The sequence below is a fragment of the Lonsdalea quercina subsp. quercina genome, assembly GCF_000688655.1.
Classification (GTDB): Bacteria; Pseudomonadota; Gammaproteobacteria; order Enterobacterales; family Enterobacteriaceae; genus Lonsdalea; species Lonsdalea quercina.
Genome location: NZ_JIBO01000004.1, coordinates 356,520 through 375,549 on the forward strand (window position 1 = coordinate 356,520; position 19,030 = coordinate 375,549).

Annotated in this window: 15 protein-coding genes and 1 pseudogene; 5 read left to right on the forward strand and 11 right to left on the reverse strand. The window is 54.2% G+C overall.

Annotated elements, in window-relative coordinates; genetic code table 11:
- Positions 1 to 54 precede the first annotated feature (54 nt).
- Both RZ35_RS04435 and def read left to right on the forward strand, forming a co-directional pair.
- On the forward strand, positions 55 to 1,293 hold the full coding sequence (locus tag RZ35_RS04435) for a DUF2075 domain-containing protein (protein ID WP_455709694.1): 1,239 nt from the start codon (positions 55 to 57) through the stop codon (positions 1,291 to 1,293).
- Complete coding sequence (gene def / locus RZ35_RS04440) at positions 1,280 to 1,804, forward strand: peptide deformylase (RefSeq protein WP_026742218.1); 525 nt, start codon at positions 1,280 to 1,282, stop codon at positions 1,802 to 1,804. Before RZ35_RS04435 ends, def begins: the two co-directional genes overlap by 14 nt.
- A gap of 94 nt (positions 1,805 to 1,898) precedes the next feature.
- Here the strand turns inward: def and RZ35_RS04445 are convergent, their stop codons facing one another.
- The 6 genes from RZ35_RS04445 to RZ35_RS04470 all read right to left on the reverse strand — a co-directional run bounded on the left by RZ35_RS04445 (position 1,899) and on the right by RZ35_RS04470 (position 7,904).
- A complete protein-coding gene (locus tag RZ35_RS04445; protein ID WP_051625468.1) occupies positions 1,899 to 3,176 on the reverse strand; it encodes a histidine-type phosphatase in 1,278 nt (425 codons plus the stop codon).
- A gap of 21 nt (positions 3,177 to 3,197) precedes the next feature.
- Positions 3,198 to 3,881 (reverse strand): oligogalacturonate-specific porin KdgM family protein, encoded by a 684-nt coding sequence (locus RZ35_RS04450; RefSeq protein ID WP_026742219.1) that lies wholly within the window; start codon positions 3,879 to 3,881, stop codon positions 3,198 to 3,200.
- 228 nt (positions 3,882 to 4,109) lie between these two features.
- Positions 4,110 to 5,384: a cytosine permease gene (locus RZ35_RS04455; RefSeq protein WP_026742220.1), complete on the reverse strand. Its 1,275-nt coding sequence runs from the start codon at positions 5,382 to 5,384 to the stop codon at positions 4,110 to 4,112.
- A gap of 176 nt (positions 5,385 to 5,560) precedes the next feature.
- On the reverse strand, positions 5,561 to 6,250 hold the full coding sequence (locus RZ35_RS04460) for a helix-turn-helix transcriptional regulator (protein WP_026742221.1): 690 nt from the start codon (positions 6,248 to 6,250) through the stop codon (positions 5,561 to 5,563).
- 30 nt (positions 6,251 to 6,280) lie between these two features.
- A complete protein-coding gene (locus RZ35_RS04465; protein ID WP_026742222.1) occupies positions 6,281 to 6,694 on the reverse strand; it encodes a GNAT family N-acetyltransferase in 414 nt (137 codons plus the stop codon).
- Between the two features lie 385 nt (positions 6,695 to 7,079).
- On the reverse strand, positions 7,080 to 7,904 hold the full coding sequence (locus tag RZ35_RS04470) for an alpha/beta fold hydrolase (RefSeq protein ID WP_026742223.1): 825 nt from the start codon (positions 7,902 to 7,904) through the stop codon (positions 7,080 to 7,082).
- Between the two features lie 293 nt (positions 7,905 to 8,197).
- On the opposite strand from RZ35_RS04470, the gene RZ35_RS04475 reads away from it, so the two are divergent.
- Both RZ35_RS04475 and RZ35_RS04480 read left to right on the forward strand, forming a co-directional pair.
- Positions 8,198 to 9,853 (forward strand): alpha-keto acid decarboxylase family protein, encoded by a 1,656-nt coding sequence (locus tag RZ35_RS04475; RefSeq protein ID WP_455709695.1) that lies wholly within the window; start codon positions 8,198 to 8,200, stop codon positions 9,851 to 9,853.
- A 492-nt stretch (positions 9,854 to 10,345) separates the two neighbouring features.
- Complete coding sequence (locus RZ35_RS04480; RefSeq protein ID WP_026742225.1) at positions 10,346 to 11,851, forward strand: sugar porter family MFS transporter; 1,506 nt, start codon at positions 10,346 to 10,348, stop codon at positions 11,849 to 11,851.
- Between the two features lie 103 nt (positions 11,852 to 11,954).
- Here RZ35_RS04480 and RZ35_RS04485 read toward each other — a convergent pair whose 3' ends face one another.
- The 5 genes and pseudogenes from RZ35_RS04485 to RZ35_RS18435 all read right to left on the reverse strand — a co-directional run bounded on the left by RZ35_RS04485 (position 11,955) and on the right by RZ35_RS18435 (position 17,048).
- Positions 11,955 to 12,803 (reverse strand): GRP family sugar transporter, encoded by an 849-nt coding sequence (locus tag RZ35_RS04485; protein ID WP_026742226.1) that lies wholly within the window; start codon positions 12,801 to 12,803, stop codon positions 11,955 to 11,957.
- 93 nt (positions 12,804 to 12,896) lie between these two features.
- The gene (locus RZ35_RS04490; RefSeq protein ID WP_026742227.1) at positions 12,897 to 13,682 is read right to left on the reverse strand and encodes a glucose-1-dehydrogenase; all 786 of its coding nucleotides are present in this window, start codon (positions 13,680 to 13,682) and stop codon (positions 12,897 to 12,899) included.
- Positions 13,683 to 14,104: 422 nt separating this feature from the next.
- The gene (eutR, locus tag RZ35_RS04495; protein WP_026742228.1) at positions 14,105 to 15,148 is read right to left on the reverse strand and encodes an HTH-type transcriptional regulator EutR; all 1,044 of its coding nucleotides are present in this window, start codon (positions 15,146 to 15,148) and stop codon (positions 14,105 to 14,107) included.
- Positions 15,149 to 15,256: 108 nt separating this feature from the next.
- Positions 15,257 to 16,572: pseudogene (locus tag RZ35_RS04500) on the reverse strand (aldehyde dehydrogenase family protein).
- Positions 16,573 to 16,922: 350 nt separating this feature from the next.
- The gene (locus RZ35_RS18435) at positions 16,923 to 17,048 is read right to left on the reverse strand and encodes a hypothetical protein (protein WP_268748613.1); all 126 of its coding nucleotides are present in this window, start codon (positions 17,046 to 17,048) and stop codon (positions 16,923 to 16,925) included.
- Positions 17,049 to 17,986: 938 nt separating this feature from the next.
- On the opposite strand from RZ35_RS18435, the gene RZ35_RS04510 reads away from it, so the two are divergent.
- On the forward strand, positions 17,987 to 18,916 hold the full coding sequence (locus tag RZ35_RS04510) for a LysR family transcriptional regulator (RefSeq protein ID WP_051625470.1): 930 nt from the start codon (positions 17,987 to 17,989) through the stop codon (positions 18,914 to 18,916).
- Positions 18,917 to 19,030 lie beyond the last annotated feature (114 nt).

Sequence of the window (19,030 nt, forward strand, 5' to 3'; positions counted from 1 at the left end):
TTCGCGCGGCGGAAGAGCCGACTCACTCTCAGATAATCCAATGCCATGTCTCAGATGAACCAGGCGAGCTTCAAACTCTCGCCAGAAAAAACGCTGTCGGACGAACAGCTAGCGCTCAAACAGCGAGTGGAAGCCTTTCTGTGCCAACATCGTCACGCCGCTCAGGCGTGTTTCGTTATCCAAGGGGCGGCGGGCACCGGCAAAAGCGTGTTCCTGCATGCGTTGTTCGCCGATTTACAGCGTGACGCGCGTCAGCGGCCGGATCATCCGCTGTACGGCAGCGAAAACGTGTTGCTCGTCAACCATCCTGAAATGCTTAAAGCCTATAAAAACGCGTCGGACTTGCAGGCCGCACTCCGTAAAAAAGACTATGAACGCCCGACGACGTTCATTAACCGCATGCGCAAACGTGAAGCCAAGGTGGATATCGTGCTGGTGGACGAAGCCCACTTGCTGCTGACCCGTAGCGATCGCTACAACCATTTTTTTCAGGACAATCATCTGGAAGAGATTTTGCGCCTCGCCCGCTGTGTGGTGCTGATTTTCGATGAGCAGCAGGTGCTGAAATCCAAAAGCCTGTGGCGAAAAGGCGATCTTGAGCGATTGATCGCCCGCGGGCCGCACGAAGTCCATCTGTTGCGGCATCAGTTCAGGATGAAGGCCGCTACGTCGGTGCAATGCTGGATTGACCACTTCTGTCGGCGACAACTGTTGCCCTTGCCGGTCGCGGCACCCGGCGAGCCGATGTTTGAGCTGAAGATCTTCGACGATGCGCAGGCCATGTATACGGCGATCCGGCGGCGCAACGCCGACAGCGGACTGTCGCGGATGCTGTCGACCTATGATTACCCCTATCGGCTGGACGGACAGGATCACTTTATTGAAGCGGGCGACTTCCGGCTGCGCTGGGATCGCTCGAAGCCGAACGAGCGCCTGCCGTGGGCGGAGCGGGAAGACACTATCGACGAAGNGGGCTCGGTATACACGGTGCAGGGCTTTGACCTCAACTACGTCGGGTTGATTCTGGGGCCGTCGGTATCGTGGGACGCCGAGCGCGGTGAAATCCTCATCGACCCGTCCCGTTATGAGGACGGCGCGGCGTTTCAAGGGACCGGGCGTCTTGACGACGCCGAGGCGGTGAAAGTCCGTATCATGCTCAATGCCATTAACGTGCTGATGACCCGCGCGATTGATGGACTCTATATTTACGCTCACGACGCAGGACTGCGTCGCCAGCTGCTTCACTTACAGGATGAGGCGGCAAACCACGGAGAGAACCATGTCTGCAAATGAACTGGTGTGGATTGACGATCCGCGCATGAAAACGGTGTCCCGGCACGTCGAGGTGATTGATGACTCCGTCAACGCGCTGGTGGAACGGATGTTCGCCCTTATCGAGAGTATGAATGATTCGGGTCTGGCGGCGATCCAGTTGGGGATCCCGCAGCGCATCGTGGTGATTGATATGGACGACGAACAGGGTACGCGCCAGCGTTTGGCGCTGATTAACCCGGAGGTGGTGGAACGATCTGAAGAAACAACCTCGCATCTCGAACTATGTTCCTCCATCCCGCAGCATCCCTTGCCTGCGGAGCGGGCCAAGCGCGTGCGCGTGGCGTATACCGATCGGGACGGCAATCAACAGTCGTTGGAAGCGGGTGGAGCGCTGGCCGTGTGTTTACAGCATGAAATCGATCATCTCGATGGATTGTCGTTGATCGATAACCTGTCCGCTTTGAAACGTAACCGCATTCGAACCCAGCTGGCGAAGCTGCGTCGCAAGCTCGCACCGCGCGACGAATAGCGAGGTCGCCGTGTCTTTCCCCGTGTTGCCGTATTAGCGACAGCCGGGATGAATCTCCCCCCGGGCGCAGAACACGCCCGAGGGAGCGCGAGAGCTAGTGGAACAAAGGCTGTGGGGACGTCACGCCTGGGACCTCAGAGCGCGTCATCTTCTGAACGATGTCGTCCAGCGGGCAGAGCCAGCCGACGGCCGTTTGTTGGCAGTGGCTGTCGTGATACTCCTCGATCAGCGGCGGCGCCTCTGACGNCAGCGGGCTGAGATTGCGCCACTGGTCCAGCGACATGGCGCTAAACGTCAGGCGCACGTAGCGCTCGCCGCTGCGGGTATCGCGATAGCGTTCGAATGCCAGACTGGCTCCCGGCGGGATATCGTTACGCGGATATTCTCCCAACGTCCAGTTCATCTGTAGCATGGTCTGGATTTGCGCGATATTGGTGTCATGGCCGACGAACATCACCAGCGGTGCCTGGAATCTGCGGTTTTCCAGGGCGGACGCCGTGGTGCCGGCCGTGAGCGCCGCGACCAGCTGAGACATCAGCAGCGTACCGCCGTGTCGCGCCAGCTCCGGGGTATCGCTGACCAAATCGTATTTAGCCGCGTGCAGCGCCATCAGCGCCGACACCTCGCGCGCATTACGGGCATGGCCGAAAGCCACCTGAGACAGCGGCAGTCCCTCGCTGTACTGTAGGCGGATGGTTTCGCCTATCGTCGCCCCCGGCGACAGCGGGCCTTTGAGCGATACGCCGTGCTTTTTTTCCACCAGCTTCCACGGCGCATTCAGGAACTCGCAGGACGACGGCGTATCGGCGCAGACCGCCTCGCGCAGCAGCGTGATGGCGGGCTGATAGCGTTTATTCAGGTCCTCTGCGCTGCCCGTCCGTGCCGTGACCTGCTGTTTGACCGTCTCTTTGTCCGGCTGGCTCAGGCCCATATCCACGCTTTGAAACAGCGGATCGCGCTTTTCACGCGTGCTGCCCGCCGCGAGTCCGCAGCCCGGAAACATCCCGTCAAGGAGCGCTTGCGCCGTGGCGCGGGTTCTTTGCAACGGGCTGGACCAGACAAACACCTGTTCCGGCGGCGGACAGCCCGCGCCGATGGGCAGACCTGCCGCTCGCCAGCGGGCGATTTGATAGGCGCCCTGATGGATAATCCCGGCGTAACCGTGACCAGAGAGNTAACCGTCTTGTACCGTCCATGCGGGCCACGTTTTACCGGTCGCTTTGTTCAAGGCGTCGGTGTCCGTCTGCGGACGGACACCGTGGCGGCTCAGGGTAACGACATTTTCCAGCGTGAATGGCGCCTCGGGCGCGGCCATCAAAGGGAACGTGGTGACCAGCGCCAGCGTGGCGGCGCCCAGTTTGAACATGTTCATAGCGGATAGCGAACCTCATGATTAAAACGTGTATTTAAATCCGGTAGCGTAAGTCGTTTGCCGTTTATCGCTGCTTTTGGAAACGGATTCGTTGGTGACCTCAAGGACATATTGCCAGTGGGTCAGGAATTTGATTTTCATTTCGACCTGATGTTCATAGTCGGTATCACGTTTAGCGAAAATAGGCTGGTCGCTAAAATAACGAGAGTATTTATAAGATAGCGTCGCGCGGCTGACTTTATATTTTGCTCCGGCATCAATACGGTGTGTATGTTTGGTCGGTTTATCGTCGTAATCGGTTATTTCGTAGCGATAACGCGTCGCAAGGGCAATATTATCAACCATAAACCATTCCGCGCTCAAAGACGGTTTCCAGGTCTGCTTTTCATCGTAAATGCTGGTGGTTATGCCGGGCGTCAATGTCAGGGAAGGGGAAACCGCCAACGCATCATCGACGCCTAACTCCGTTTTATCTTTTCGTAAGNGGTTGAAAGCCTTGCCTGCCGAGCCATCCGATGACTCGCGTGAATAGGTTTCCCACTCTGCGGACAGCCCCAGTCCCTGACTGAAGCGGTGTTCAATACCGAATTTATCGCTGTGGGTATGGGAGACATCGCTGAATTCATGTTTCCAGAAAAGAGAAACCGCCTGAGATTGAAAAGACAAAACGGATAAAAGGATGAATAAAAATTGACGTAATAACATTAATAATCGCCGTTTGTGCTAAAAGTGCTGCGAATATAGGGGTGCGACATGACAAAAAAATGAAAATTATTTGTCGCTAAGATAATGAGATGAGATTTTATTAAATAAGCCAGAAGTCAATGTCTGCCTATAAAATAAAATGCTTTTTATCTCATGATAATTAAATTGTTATTCTGCCGATGGCATGACGTTATTGTCACCATCGGCAGAATAGGCAGGCTATCGCGCTTAAGGCAGACGCGTCGTCTTTTTCAGCGCGATATACAGCACGCTGGCGACGACGAGTGAAGTAAACGCGGGAACGCCCCACTCAACGTTCAGGCCCACGACGCTGCCGACAATACTGGCGAGAATGGCCGCCCAACCGATCGCGGGGGTGTTGGCCGCATCCGGCAACTGACCCGTCTTGCGGCTGGCGTCCAGCAGCGTTCTATGACTGCGCAGCAGGTAATAGTCCACCAACATAACCCCGATAATCGGCGGAAATACCACGCCCAACAGCGTCAGGAAATCGACAAACCGGTCCAGAATACCGAGCACCGACAGCAGCGTGCCGATCAGACCAATGACCAGCGTGATCGACATGTAGCTGAGCTTTTTACCGGTAATGCCTTCAATCGCGTTAGCTAATCCCAGCGAGGAGGAGTAGAGATTGATATCGTTGATTCTCAACGTGGAGAATACGACGGCGATCAGCCCGATGCCCCCGGCCATCTGCGACATAATGGTGACGACATCCGCCGTGTTCAGCGCTCTCGCGATCAGGATAGCGAGACCGTTTACGATGAATTCGCCGACGATAATCGACATCAGTGTCATCCAGAATACGTGGCGGCCTTTCTGCGAATAGCGGGTCATATCCGGCGTAATCAGGCTGGCGACGATGCATCCGCCGACGACCATGGTGGCCCCGGCGCTGATGGAGACGGACTCGGACGGGATCGAGTTGATCAGAGCGTAGAACGAGTGCCCCGCCAGCGTTTGCGTCGAAATGTAGGCGACGATACCGATGAACAGCGGGACGGCGATACGGGCGGTATAGCGCAAGGCTCTGAAACCGGAGGCGACCAGCAGGGTCAGCGCCACGCCCGACAGCGTGGCGGAGCCGGCGAAGCCCAACTTGTCGTTAAGCGCGTAGTTGAGCGCTCGCGCAAACACCGCGTTCTGTACGCCGAACCAGCCGAGCAGGCTGATGGCGATCACCACGCCCATCAGCACGGCGCCCAGTCGGCCGAAGCCGCACCACCGCGCCAGCAGGCTGCCGGACAGTCCCTCCATCATGCCCGCATAGCCCAGACCGACGGTCACGATGCCGAAAATAAGGCTGCCGATGGCGATGGCGGCGAATGCCTGACTAAGCGTCATCGAATGCCCCAGCACGGCACCGAGCATGAACTGATCCAGGGCGGTCAGCATGCCGATGTGCACCAGCGCGATATTGAAAAAAGGCAGCCTCGCGGAGAGGGGAACCCGGCTAACCGGGTAATCGTCTAATTTTTCCATGTTTTCCAGAGTCCTTGTGGTTAATCGCCTATTCCTGCAGGCGCGGCCGGTTTTAATGCCAGCTGACAGCCAACGCGATTCCCGGTCGTCGGGCGGACGCGAGGTCACCTTGCGCCCCGAGACAATCGGGAATCTCTCGGGATGGATCGGTAAATTCGCCCGGCGTGGTCACCGCGCTAAATATATTGAATGCCTTTCACCAGCAGGGTGGGCGGTATGTATTTATCCAGCCCGGTGTGATAACAAAACGCTTTAAATTGATGCAGTGAATGCACGTCGGCTTTTTGGTAAATGCTATATATTCTGTTTTCGACGGTTTTATAGGCAAGGTTGGTTTTTTGGGCGATCTCCTTGCCCGAAAAGCCCTGCAAAATCAGAAAAATCATTTCCAGCTCCGAGGGCGTAAATAAACTGTTTTCGACGCGGGTAATCAGCGTAGAGGGCGCTTTCTTATCGATATAAACCAGCGGGGAGAGCGTCGTCAGCGGTTTGGCGTTCCACATAGNGCCGATACAGCGTTTCCTGACATCGAAGATAGGGATTTTTTCACTGACGAACGGCGAGAGAAAAGGTTCGCCGTTCCAATAGTGTGTTTCAATGACGGCGACGCTTTTCTTGCTGTGCTCCGTTCGTCTGTCGTGCTCGATGAAGTCTTCCGACATCTCCGCCCATTCGGCGGGGAATTCGGCGTCCAGTTTCCCCTCGAACTCAAAATGGGCGGGCGTATTGGTATACGTTAGGGCGGCTTTGTTCATATAAATATGCCGCGATGCCAGATCCTTGATACCCCAGGGTTCGTGCAATGCTTCCATCACGGTAATCAGACCGCCGATATAACGGCTGATGTCCTCGGTGNCCTGTGGCATCCTGGCCTCCTTTCAAGACGGTTAGATAACTTACTGGAACTCCTTACGGAGATAATGGCGCGTAAAACGGTGAGCGTAACCGGCGAGGTGGCCGTACTCCTGATAACCAAGTTTCTCGTAAAATCCCTTGGCCTGAAAACTGAAGGTGTCGACATACGCCATATGGCAGCCGCGTTTTTGCGCTTCCGCCTCAGCCTGCTGCATCATTTGGCGGCCTAAACCGGCATGCCGATACGGTTCGCCGACCCACAGAAATTTAATTTCCAGCGCTCCCCACCAGGTGCTCGCAACCAGTCCTGCAATAATTTCATTATTGTCATTGGTGAAAGTTAGAAAGAGCGGGTGAATATCACCTTCCTGAAATTGTTTATTGTGTTGCAATAAACTTTGAATGACAAATTCCTCATCCTGAGGGGCGGGGGTGTCGGTAATATTCAACTTCATTATTTTTATGCTCCTGATTTTTATGTAACTTATATCGCATCCAGGCGAATATTAATCTTTAGCATAAATTGTTTTTTGAGACAAGAGAGGTTTTCACTCCTTTATCTTTAGGTTGCTTTGGTTAGTCTATTTCGAGTTTATGCAAGAAAATCCAGGCGTTAAATACGCTTATAGTGAAATGATGAGTCGTATCCTCTTTGTCATCACCAGGGAAATATATTCTTATTGGAGGGGGGAGTAATGATGAGTGAGTATCAGTTCTTTTGCGTATCAATTATTAATGATCAAAATAATCGATTGTATGTAGTGAATTAATAATATTTAACGATACTTTACATCTAAGAAAGCGAGCCTCTTAGACGGAGGCTCGGGCGAGTAAAACAAATTAGTCGACCGACCGAATAAACGCCAGCAGATCTTGATTCAATCGATCCCCGTGCGTCTGGGCGATAGCATGTGGCGCACCTGCATAGACCTTAAGTTGGGCGTTTTTGATCATCTCTGCGGCCACCTTGCCCGTCGATTCGAACGGCACGACCTGGTCGGCGTCGCCGTGAATAACCAGCGTGGGAACGTTAATGCTGTGCATATCCGGGCGGAAGTCCGTTTCAGAAAATGCCGTGACGCAGTCGAGCGTACTTTTCAGAGAGGCCAGCAGCGCGATATTCAGCGTTTGCGTCAGCACGCCCTCAGAGACCTGCATCCCTTTATTAAGACCGTAAAACGGCGTGGCGAAATCGCTGATAAACTGCGCACGGTCTTGCATAATCCCTTCGCGGATGCCGTCGATAACCTGTTGCTCCACCCCATTCGGATAGTCGGCGGACTTCATCAGCTTCGGGGTGACCGCGCTGAGCAGGGCCAGGGCCTTGACGCGGTCAGCGCTGTGGCGGTGGAGGTAGCGGCAAACGTCGCCGCCGCCCATCGAAAAACCGATCAGCGTCATCTCGTCTAACTGCAGGTGTTCACTCAATTCGTGAATATCGTCGGCCAGCGTATCGTAATGATAGCCATTCCAGGGCTGGTCTGAACGCCCAAAACCGCGGCGGTCGAAGGCGATGGCGCGGAAGCCGTGTTCGGCGAAGAAATACAACTGACTGTCCCACATATCGGCATCCAGCGGCCAGCCGTGACTGAACAACAGCGGCTTACCTTTCCCCCAATCCTTGTAATACAGCTGAGTACCGTCTTTCGTTCTGAATGTGCTCATGCGTAATACCTCTGATAGGTAGCGAATGTGAAGATGAATGCGTACTCCCGGCTCGCTTGGTGCCGGTTCGGGCGACGCAGACGCTATTTCTCAGCTTAGCAGGATATCCTTATTTGACAGGCCGCTGGGCGTTGGGCACGGCTTATTCGGCGAAGACAAAGAATGAAATAGCGGAGAGGCACGATTGTCGTCACGATGTGAGCGAGCGGCGCATTTGCGGTGTTTTACAGGAAGAGAGGCACACGCTTTACTCAAAGAGGACATCTGAATTTAAGGAGGAATACAAGATGAAAATGACGATTGGCGCATTCGTGCTGGCGCAACTGAAAGCCTTATCCATTCGAACGGTTTTTGGCGTTCCTGGCGATTATAATCTTGAGTTATTGGAGTTGATTGAGCACGACGAGCAGATCGATTTCGTCGGGAGTTGCAATGAGCTTAATGCAGGATATGCAGCGGACGGATACGCCCGCATTCACGGCGTTTCCGCGTTGGTGGCCACGTATGGCGTCGGCGATTTGGCGGTACTGTCGGCGATTGCCGGGGCGTATGCGGAATCGGTGCCGATTATTTTACTGACTGGCGCGCCGCCTTTATATGCCAGAGAGTATCGGATTTTGCTGCATCACTCACTGGCGGACGGTCAGCTTGACCACGACATGATCTGTTTTCGTCAATTCACTGCCGACCAACTCCTCATCACGCCTGAAAACGCAGCGCAGTCCATTCCCCGGGTCATATCCCGCGCCTGGGTTGAAAAGAAACCGGTCTACTTGCAGTTGCCTTCGGATATTAGCGATGTGGAAATCGAGGTGCCGGATACGCCCTACGACTATGTGATGCCGCAGAGTGACGTACGCCGATTGCAGATGGCCGCCGACGCGTTGTCCCATCGCCTTCAACAGGCCGAAAGACCGGTGATGCTGGTTGATCATGCGGTGGCGCGCTTTGGTCTGTCCGAAAGGCTGTGCGCATTTGCCCGACGCTTTTCTATTCCCATCGTTTCGATGTCCACGGCTAAAGGGGTTATTCCTGAAAACGATCCGCTGTGGCTGGGGAGCTATAACGGCGATTTATCTCGCCCGGACGTGCTTCGTCGACTGGAAGAGACGGATTGCACGCTGTCTTTCGGCGTAAAACCTATCGATCTCAACACCAACTTTTTCTACACGTCGCCGCTGTTCAAAGAGGTCATCCATATCGCGCCCTATTCTCTGACGATGGAAGCGGACTTCTATCCCGCCGTGGCGACGGGGGATCTGCTGCGCGCCGTCATGCTGGCGCTTCCGGAGCGGACGAGCGAGCGACCTGTGGTGGGGGCGCCCACGGAGGTCAGCGAAGCAGCCTGGGGACAGCAGGCCTTCTGGCAGCGCATACAGACCTTCATTCAGCCGGATGACGTTGTGGTCGTGGATATCGGCACCAGCAACGCGGGCGTGATGGGGCTGCCGCTGCCGGATGGCGTCACGGTGGTGGGGCAGCCGCTATGGGGAGCCATTGGTTATTCATTACCGGCCTTGCTGGGCACGATGCTGGCGGCGCCGCAGCGCCGGCATGTGCTGTTTGTCGGCGACGGGGCGTTTCAGATCTCTTGTCAGGAGCTGGCGACGTTGATGCGTCTCGGTCTGGCTCCCGTTATTTTTCTGCTCAACAATAACGGCTACACGATTGAGCGCTACATCCTGGGGAAGCGCTCGTCCTACAACACGATACCCGCCATGCGGTACACCGAACTGCTCCATGCCATGGAGGGCGGAGATGACGTTGTCGGCGCGGTGGTGGAAAATAGCGCCCAACTGGACGCCGCGCTGGAGCAGGCCGAACGTGCTCAGTCGCTCACGTTGATTGAAGTCAGGCTGTCAGACTTGGATAGTCCGGCGGCTTTGAAAACGCTGTGCGGCCACTGTCGCCGATTTAATTTCGGGATTCGGGCTCCACGNCTTCCGTAGCACGGTGTCATCTTTGCAGGCCGCCGTTTTCGGGTGGTCTGCCATCACGCCCCAACGCTAGAAAGTTATTTTATCATTATCCCGGTTATGCAATTCCGCTTTGTAGCGATATTTATTGCCTGAGTGTCCGCATGATTTTATTTTATTTTACGCATCGTTCCTTTTGGGATAATGACCGTTGTTTACAGGCAATGGTTATATTTTTCTTTTAGGTATAACTATTTCTTATGTTTTTATATATCCGCGCTTCACGCGAAGGTTATTCCTGTTTCAGTGACAATGGCATACCGATCTGATGCCAAATACATTTTGGGTGGCGTGTGTTTTTATTCAGGAGTGACAGTTTCAACATGTTGTGCTATATCTATAAATACTGCATATAACGGTCGATAATATCGTCATTAGACGATATGTCCAAATATTTCATCAATAACCACCTTTCGAAGAATTATCTATGCCACGTTTAACACTCACTTGAAATAAAGGAAAATTATGTCTGATGTACACGACGACAGCGATAAATACAGTCATAAACCACCGGTGATATCACTGGCTGACAATGAAAAGACATCCGATACATCCGAGAGTGAAAATAACAGCTTTTTAAGCGCTGATGCCTTTTTATTGACAGCAACGGCCATTGCCGCCATCGCGGGATTCTTATATGGCTACGATACCGGAATTATTTCCGGCGCTCTGCTGCAAATCACCCATGACTTTTCCCTCACTTCCCATGCTCAGGAGCTGGTCACCAGCGCCATACTGGTCGGCGCCGTAGTCGGCGCCTTGTCATGCGGTAAGCTGTCCAGCGTGCTGGGGCGGCGGTACACGGTCATGATTGTCGCCGCCATCTTCGCGCTGGGGGTGATTGGCTCGGGTCTGTCCCCCAACGCCTATTATCTCGGCGCCGCGCGGCTGGTGCTGGGCTTCGCCGTCGGGGGCGCATCGCAGATTGTGCCGGTCTATATTGCCGAGCTGGCGCCGCCGGAGAAACGCGGCCGACTGGTGACATTCTTTAATATCTCTATCGGGATCGGTATTCTCACCGCCGCGCTGGTCGGGACGTTTTTGCAGGATCTCTGGTCCTGGCGAGTGATGTTCGCCGTCGCGGCGATCCCTGCGGTAATTCTGCTGCTCGGCATGCTGCCGCTGCCGGAAAGCCCGCGCTGGCTGGTGGGTAAAAAGCGCATGAAGGAAGCGCATGTGGCGCTGGATACGGTGCGTGAAACCGCCCGGGAAGTGCGCCGCGAGATCAAGGCCATCCAGCGCGTGCATGAGCGCGCCAAACGCAAGTCGACCGGCAGTTGGAAAGATCTGAAGCAGCCGTGGCTACGTCCGGCGCTGGTCGTTGGGTTGGGCATTGCCGCGTTTACTCAGCTCTCTGGCATCGAAATGATGATTTACTACACACCGACCTTCCTGACTGGCGCAGGTTTCAGCCGGGATATGGCGCTACACTCCGCGCTGGGCGTGGCGATCATTTATCTGGTGCTGNCCATCGTCGGCAAGCTGTTGGNCGACCGCATCGGCCGCCGTACCTTGACGCTGTACATGATCCCCGGCGCGGTCATCAGCCTGGCGCTGCTGGGGCTGATGTTTAGATTGAACGCCAGCGGCGGTCAACACGGCTGGCTAATTGTGGCTTGCCTGTTTGCCTTTATGATCTTCAACTCGGGTGGGATTCAGGTCATCGGCTGGTTGGTGGGATCGGAGGTCTACCCGCTGGGCGNCCGTGAAAAGGCCAGCAGCCTGCACGCGGCTACGCTGTGGGGCTCAAACCTGCTGCTGACTTCCACCGCATTGTCGATGGTGAATTTGCTGGGTATTGGCGGCGCCATGTGGTTCTACGCTTTGCTGAATCTGCTGGGGTTCATCTTCATCTACTTCATGATGCCGGAAACGAAAGGGCGCAGTCTGGAAGAGATTGAAACCTCTCTGAAGGAAGGGCGTTTTTATCCCAGCCATCAGCGCGAACAGGCCGTCACGCAGGAACCGTAACTCATTCGTCAGAGGGGCATCGCCCCTCTTTTTTCGGCTTAATTTTTCCGGTCACCGTCTGGCCTAATCGCAGGGGCGGCGAGGGCAGACGCAACGGCCCGCGTTAAATCTGACTGATGATAATCCCGCCGCTCAACACCAGCGCCAGACCAATCAGGGTGAGGGTCAGTTCCTTGCGGGTTTTATGTTCCTTCAGAATAAAGATCCCGCCCAGCGTGGAGATAATGACGCTCATCTGAGACAGGGTAAAGCCGGTCGCCACGCCGTTGCGCTGCGCGGAGATCAGATAACCCAGCGCGGCCACCGCAAAGATCAGGCCGGGCAGCATGCTCCAGTAGGTCCGTTTCTCTTTGAGCGTACCGCCGAGTTGTTTGATGGAGAGCAGGAGCGACATCGCCACCATGCCCGCCGTTTGCGGCAGGAAGGCGTCCCNCCCGCTGAGATTAAAGATGCGGGGCAGGGCGGAATAGCCGATGTAGCCGAACATGGAGACGATCAGAATGCCCACCCCGGCGAGCAGGTGTTGCTCACGCGAGGTGTTTTTCTTAGAGGTGTACGTGGTCAGGTAGACGCCGACTATCACCAGCAAAATGGCGAAAAAGCCCACCATTTTGGTACTTTTCCACTCCCCAAAAAAGCAGACGCTGAACAGTGACGTCCCGATCAGCTGCAACCCGGTGGAAACGGGCATGGCTTTCGACACGTCTATTTTCGTAAAGGAGACGTATTGCAAATATTGACCGAAGGCCCAACACATGCCCGAACCGGCACCCCCGACGATAACCGGCCAGACCAGATTCGCTGGCACGAAGATCGCGACGACAAGCGCGACCACGAAAGCGCCCAGCGTGGTGCCAATGATCTGATTATTGGGCGAGCCGCCGATAGACGACACCACGAGCGGGAGGATCCCCCAAAACAGCGCCGGGATCAGCGCGATCAGTATATTCATGCCTATTTATCTCTTAACGGATTAACGACGTCTCCCTTCCCTTCGGCCCACGGCGCGAAGAGAAAGGAAGGAAGCGTTGCTGAGGGGAGGGGGTTATCCCTGACCGCCCTGGAAAGAGGGGTAGAGCGTCATGCCGCCGTCGGCGAATAGCGTAATGCCGGTGACATAAGAGGCTTGCTCAGAGGCGAGCCAGGCCGTGACATTGGCGATCTCTTCGGGTTCGCCGGCGCGTTTCATCGGGATCATTTTTTCCAGCGCCGCGCGTTTCTCAGGGTCGTTCATTTTTTCTTTGTTGATGGGCGTATTGATGGCGCCCGGTCCGATACCGTTGATGCGAATACCTTTGTCCGCATATTCCAGCGCCAGCGTCTGCGTCAGCAGTTTCACGCCCCCTTTACTGGCCGCGTAACTGGCGAAAGTCGGCCACGGGATCTGCTCGTGCACGGAAGACATGTTGATGATGGTGCCCTGAATATTGTTTTCCAGGAAATACTTGATGGCGAGTTTGGCGGTCAGAAAATAGCTGGTCAGGTTAACAGAGATGACCTGATTCCAGTCGTCCAGCGTCGCCTCGTGGGAAGCGGTCTGTTTCTCGATGCCGGCGTTATTCACCAGAATATCGAGACGTCCGAAGGTGTCGATAGCCGTTTGAAGCACCTTTTGCGTGTGTTCTTCGAGGCTGATGTCGCCTTTGAAGAGGACGGCTTTTCCGCCGCTTTGCTCAATCGATTTGGCCACCTCATTCGCCCCGTCATCGTCCGAGCGGTAACACACCACCACGTTGACTTTCTCCGCCCCGAAACGCTTGGCAATCGCCGCGCCAATGCCTTTCGATGCGCCAGTGACAATCGCCACCTTATCCTGTAAATCATTGAACATAATAACTTTCCTCACAGTGTGCGTGTGTTGGTACTGTTGTTTTCAAGTCGTGTTTAGCCCAGGGTTTTATGCAGATGGCGCGAGGATGGCGCGGTTAACGCTGAGGGCTTAATGCAATCGCAAAGCTGCCGTGGAACCAAAAGCCTTGCGTTCATGCCCAGCGCAAACGCCGGACGTGTCGCTTTGCCGCGCTTGATATCAGCTCGCTGCGGAGCCTGAGGCCGGGTAGGGACTTCCGATGAAGGCGCGTCACCATTCACGCCGTTACAGTATAGTTCATGTCAGTTTTTTCTCTTTTCGGCGGCCGAAAAGCAGTGAAATACGCTGGATTTGTCGTGAATGTCGCGGCATCGACGGCGCGATGGAGGGGAACCGCCCGAAGCGACGTGGCGTCAGGGCGGGTGAGAGACGCAGTCCGACCGTCACTGCGGACAGTGACGCCGTAGGGTTAGCGAGGGCTTCTCGTTGAACAATTTCTGATAGTCGATGGCGAACTGGCTCAAATGCCAGAATCCCCACTGCATCGCGGCGTCTTGCNCCGTGCGATGCGGTGTCTCGGGGTCGATCAGCTCTCGCCGCACCGCATTGAGCCGGATGATTTTGAGCCAGGCGTTGGGGGCGATGCCTAAGATGTTCTGGAAGGCATTTTGCAAGGTGCGGCGGCTGACGTGGAGTCGATTGCACAGGTCCAGCACGGTGACCGGTTCTGAGGTTTGGCTCAACACATATTCTCGTGCAAAGGCGATCAGTTTGCGGTGATGATGATTTTGCGCCGGTTCCGTCGGCGGCTGGACGTTTTCCAGAAACGACATCAGCATCGTGAGAAGGTTATGGTTCAACAGTTTCTGCGTATTGCCTTTTTTCATGACCTGCGGGAAATGGCAGCTGTACCACAGTGCATGGCGGATGTAATCGCAGAGCTGTTCCTTGTTGCTGAGATCCATTTGCAGCGTGGTGCCGCGGGTCAGCCGTTCGGTCAGCCACTGCGGGTCGCTGAGCGCGCCGATGTATTGATGCAGCAACTCATGTGAAATCACGACCCCCAAAATGGAAAAGTCGTCCGGCGTTGAAAGCTCGAACTCTTTCCCGCCGGGGCTGACGGCAATGCCGTACTTGTCCAGCGGTTGCGCGTTGATAAACCCCATGTTCTCCTGCGTAGAAGGAATACCGAACCATAACGACCCTGCCCAGGCCATACAGGATTGGCGCAACGCCAGATTAGTGTATTCGTGACAGAGCTGCATGCCGTCTAACAGCAGTTCCTGTAGCTCGCCGCGGAAATGGCCGGGCGAGACTTGATCGTAAAGCTGTTGCCAGGCGGTGATGGTGCGGGACTGGGCGTAAACGTCCTGCGTGTAACGCTGATGCATCGGGTGATGAGTTTGACTCTGTAATGCCTGGACGGCGTCGGGAGGTGTCGGCTGGGCGGNAAGCTGATGCGGATGAAGGCGATGGTCTGTTTTCATCTGTCGTTTCCTCCGGTAAAACCTTTGCGCTGTGTCGCACAATGAGCCGATGGGGGGCGTGGTCCCTGCCACTCTGTGCTGGCGGCAGGGACGCTTAGCATACGAAAACTAGACGATGCGGAACATATCCACCATCACACAACGACGGATTCGAACGAAAGTCCGTCCCGATGTCACCCCTTCGCCGGTCGGTGTGGAAATGGTCATGGATGTCCAGCCCTCGCCGCCGAATCCCAGCCCGGCGATACAGGGACCGTTCTTAACGAAAATACTGGTGTTGATGCGGCTCGCCATCTTGTGCAGATGGGTGATGTCGGTCGAGTGCATCGCCGCCGTATGGCGACATCCGCCCTCCAGCCGCACCGCCAGCTCGATGGCTTCTTCCACGTCGGCCGCGCGCNCGACGGGCAGCACCGGCATCATCATCTCCGTCACGGCGAAGGGATGATCGGCAGGCGTTTCCGCCAGCAGCAGCCGCGTGTTGTCGCCGACGTCCAGGCCAATCGCCGCGGCGATCTTCGCCGCATCGCGCCCTACCCAGTCGCGGTTGGGGCGGCCTTTCCCGTTTTCGTCGATATCGGTCAGCAGCAGCGGCAGCAGCTGTTCGACCTGCTCGCTCGTCAGCAACACCGCCTGATGCTGCTGCATGTGGGTCAGCAACGCGTCGGCCACGCTGTCGACGACGATCGCCACTTTTTCATCGACGCAGATAATGTTGTTGTCGAAGGACGCGCCGCGCACAATGTCACGCGCGGCGCGAGCGATGTCCGCGGTTTCATCCACCACGACGGGCGGGTTGCCTGCGCCAGCGGCGATCAGGCGCTTATCCGTATGTTTACGCGCGGCCTCCACCACCGCTTCGCCCCCGGTCACGACCAGCAGACTAATACCCGGATGGCAAAACAGGCGCTGAGCGGTTTCAATATTTGGGTCTTCGACGGTGACCAGCAGATTATCGGGGCCGCCTACGGCGATAATTGCCCTGTTCAACAGGCTGATGGCGTGCAGGGAGACCTTCTTCGCCGAAGGATGCGGCGCAAACACGATGCTGTTGCCCGCGGCGATCATACTGATGGCGTTATTGATGACGGTAGCAGCCGGGTTCGTCGAGGGGGTGACCGAGGCCACCACGCCCCAGGGCGCGTTTTCGATCAGCGTCATCCCGTTGTCGCCGGTGATCACCTGTGCCTCCAGGCTTTCCGTGCCCGGCGTGCCTGAGAGACATTTTTGGCATATTTGTCCGTCACGCGGCCCATGCCGGTTTCGGCCACGGCCATTTCCGCCAGCACCTGCGCGTAGCGCTCACCGGCCTGACGGATCGCCGTAATCACCCTTTGCCGCAAGACCACATTATCCAGCTGTTTCTGCGCCTGCGCCGCCGCATTCACCGCATCATCCAATGAGGCAAAAACACCGTATTGCATATCGAATTTAGGCGCCGGACTTGCCGGGGCGGTGGATTCGAATATTGACTGTCCCATACGTGGATCCTCCAGGATAGGTTCTGACCCCATCCGCGAATCGAGGGATGTCGAAACGCGGAATAGCTTTCCCTGCGGGCGTTCAGGCGCCCCCCTGTGCGGTCGCTCCTACAGCGGTCGCACGGCGAACAGATTAATGGCGTGAATCTGTCCGTGGTTAGCGCGGTTATCGCCCGCGGGCTACAGGCATGTTGCGTTCGTTTAATGAATGCCACTATCAAAAATCGGCAAACTTTCCTTAAGTTTGAACCGCGTCATAAATTGACATTTTCTCTTCCAATAACGTCTTGCTTTTACGTCGTCGCCGTTTGCGGTTTGGCCTCGCCCTTTCTTTGCCCTTTTTCCTTGATCGCGCCCAACCCGGGTGAGGGCGCATTGACCAATATCGCCGCATTGCCGTGGATCTTTCCGTCTTTCATCGCCTGGTGGGCGAGCGGAATATCGCCAAAGGCAAAGACCTGATTCAGCGTGGGAAAGATCCAAGACCGTCTCGAAGGTTGATGTATGGGTCAATATCCAAGCGGGGGAGCGCCGATGAAAAGAGCGTCGACCAGAATCATTAACAGGGTGTTTTGAAGGTTCAATGTGGTATCTCCTTATGGGTCGATTAACAGATGAAGATTCGGGTCATTACCGGTTCGTCACCGCGACTTCCTGATAAAAAAATCAATGCGAATATTCCGATGGTGATGGCGCAAAATTTGAACAGCAATATAGCGTTGAGGGAATAATTTTTTGTGACTGGTGTTTTGATTTCCTATTTTTAATAAGACAAGCTATTTTTACAGATAAAATCAGTGCGAGAAGATATGGTATTTTAGGTTTAGTTCCTCTATTTAGTGATTCACTCTCCTGCCATTTATTAATACCGTGTTAGATAGTCACATTAAGTCAATATCAAATATGGTATTAATAATGAAGAAGGAGCGTGTTTTCCTTATAAATAAACCATTTATATTGTGAATGTGTTGTTTCTGTTCTAATTTTAACTCAAGGTTAAAATCGATAGGACGAAATACAGCATTCCCCAGGCGGCTCGAAGCTGTGTGATACTATAAGGATACAAATAGGCAAAACCATCTCTCAATAATGTGATAGTTTCATTAGTAGATAATGATGGCTTTTATATCGTAAATGTGTATTTATTAAAAAGGGAAAATAGTCATAAAAGTATTACTCTAAATCATACTAGGGCGAACCGCGTGGCGTTTAGGGATGAATTGGTATTGTATGACTAGTGTCGTTTTATAAATTATAATTATTGCCGTTTTACTATGTTCGAAATAAATTTTTTGCGTGCAATACCATCCCTGTGATGGGATTGACTCTTCCAGTGTGAAAATGGTGGTATAAGACTATGGATTGGTTGAAAACTCCTCCTTTATACGCTTTGAAGGCCTTCGAATCCGCCGCCAGGTATCAATCATTTACCTTGGCCGCAGACGAGCTGTCCATCAGCCAAAGCGCTGTTAGTAAACATATTCAAACGATAGAAAGTTTTTTTGGGCGCCGTTTATTTGAACGTAATGGACCTAAAGTGGTTCTCTCGTCCGACGGGATGGATTTCGCGAAAGAAGTTCATGAGGCATTTTATTCGCTCTGTCATGCTTGTGAACAATTTTCAAATACTGAAGAAATTTTGAAAGTCAGCGCACCTGTGACATTTTCACTCCGTTGGTTTATAGCCGTATTAAGGAAATTGGATGCGGACGAGAACTACCCCCGTATTATTCTCGATAGTCAGCGAGTAGGGGCTGATTTTATCGATATCAAAGATCTCAAAAAAGAAGGTTTCGACGGGATAGTTCAATATCTCCATAGGGATGAAAGTCCCGATAACCAAGAGAAGACTTTATTATTAGAGGAGNGGGTGATCCCCGTTTGTTCACCCAGTCTATTAACGCAATACACACGTTCCTCAAGGGTGGGGATTGATCTGCTGGGTTATAAATCACCCGAAGACAAGCTGATGTTGTGGAACGAAAAAGTCCCCGCCGATATTTATCTTACGCCCTTAAACCGTCAGGATTTCAACTCGATGGATTTGGCGATCAGCGCTGCGCTCCAAGGGCTAGGTATGGCCATTGTTGATGTTAATATGGTGAAAAAAGAACTCGAGAACGGTACGTTGGTCCTGCCATTCAAATATGCAATAAAAACGGGGTATGGATACCACTTCTCCTGGCTAAGAAATAATCTGCAATGTGAGAAGTTAATTGCTCTCAATCGCTTCCTAAAACAGGAAATATTGGAGGAGCGTTTAGCATTCATTCAATATATTGATTGATAGGCGTGGATATCGACGCTGTCATCAGCGTATTAACCCTATTGTCAGCTACCTCTTCTGACCGACGGTGACGACGTTCTGTCCAGTGAGGAAATGACGTGCTTATCTTGGGGA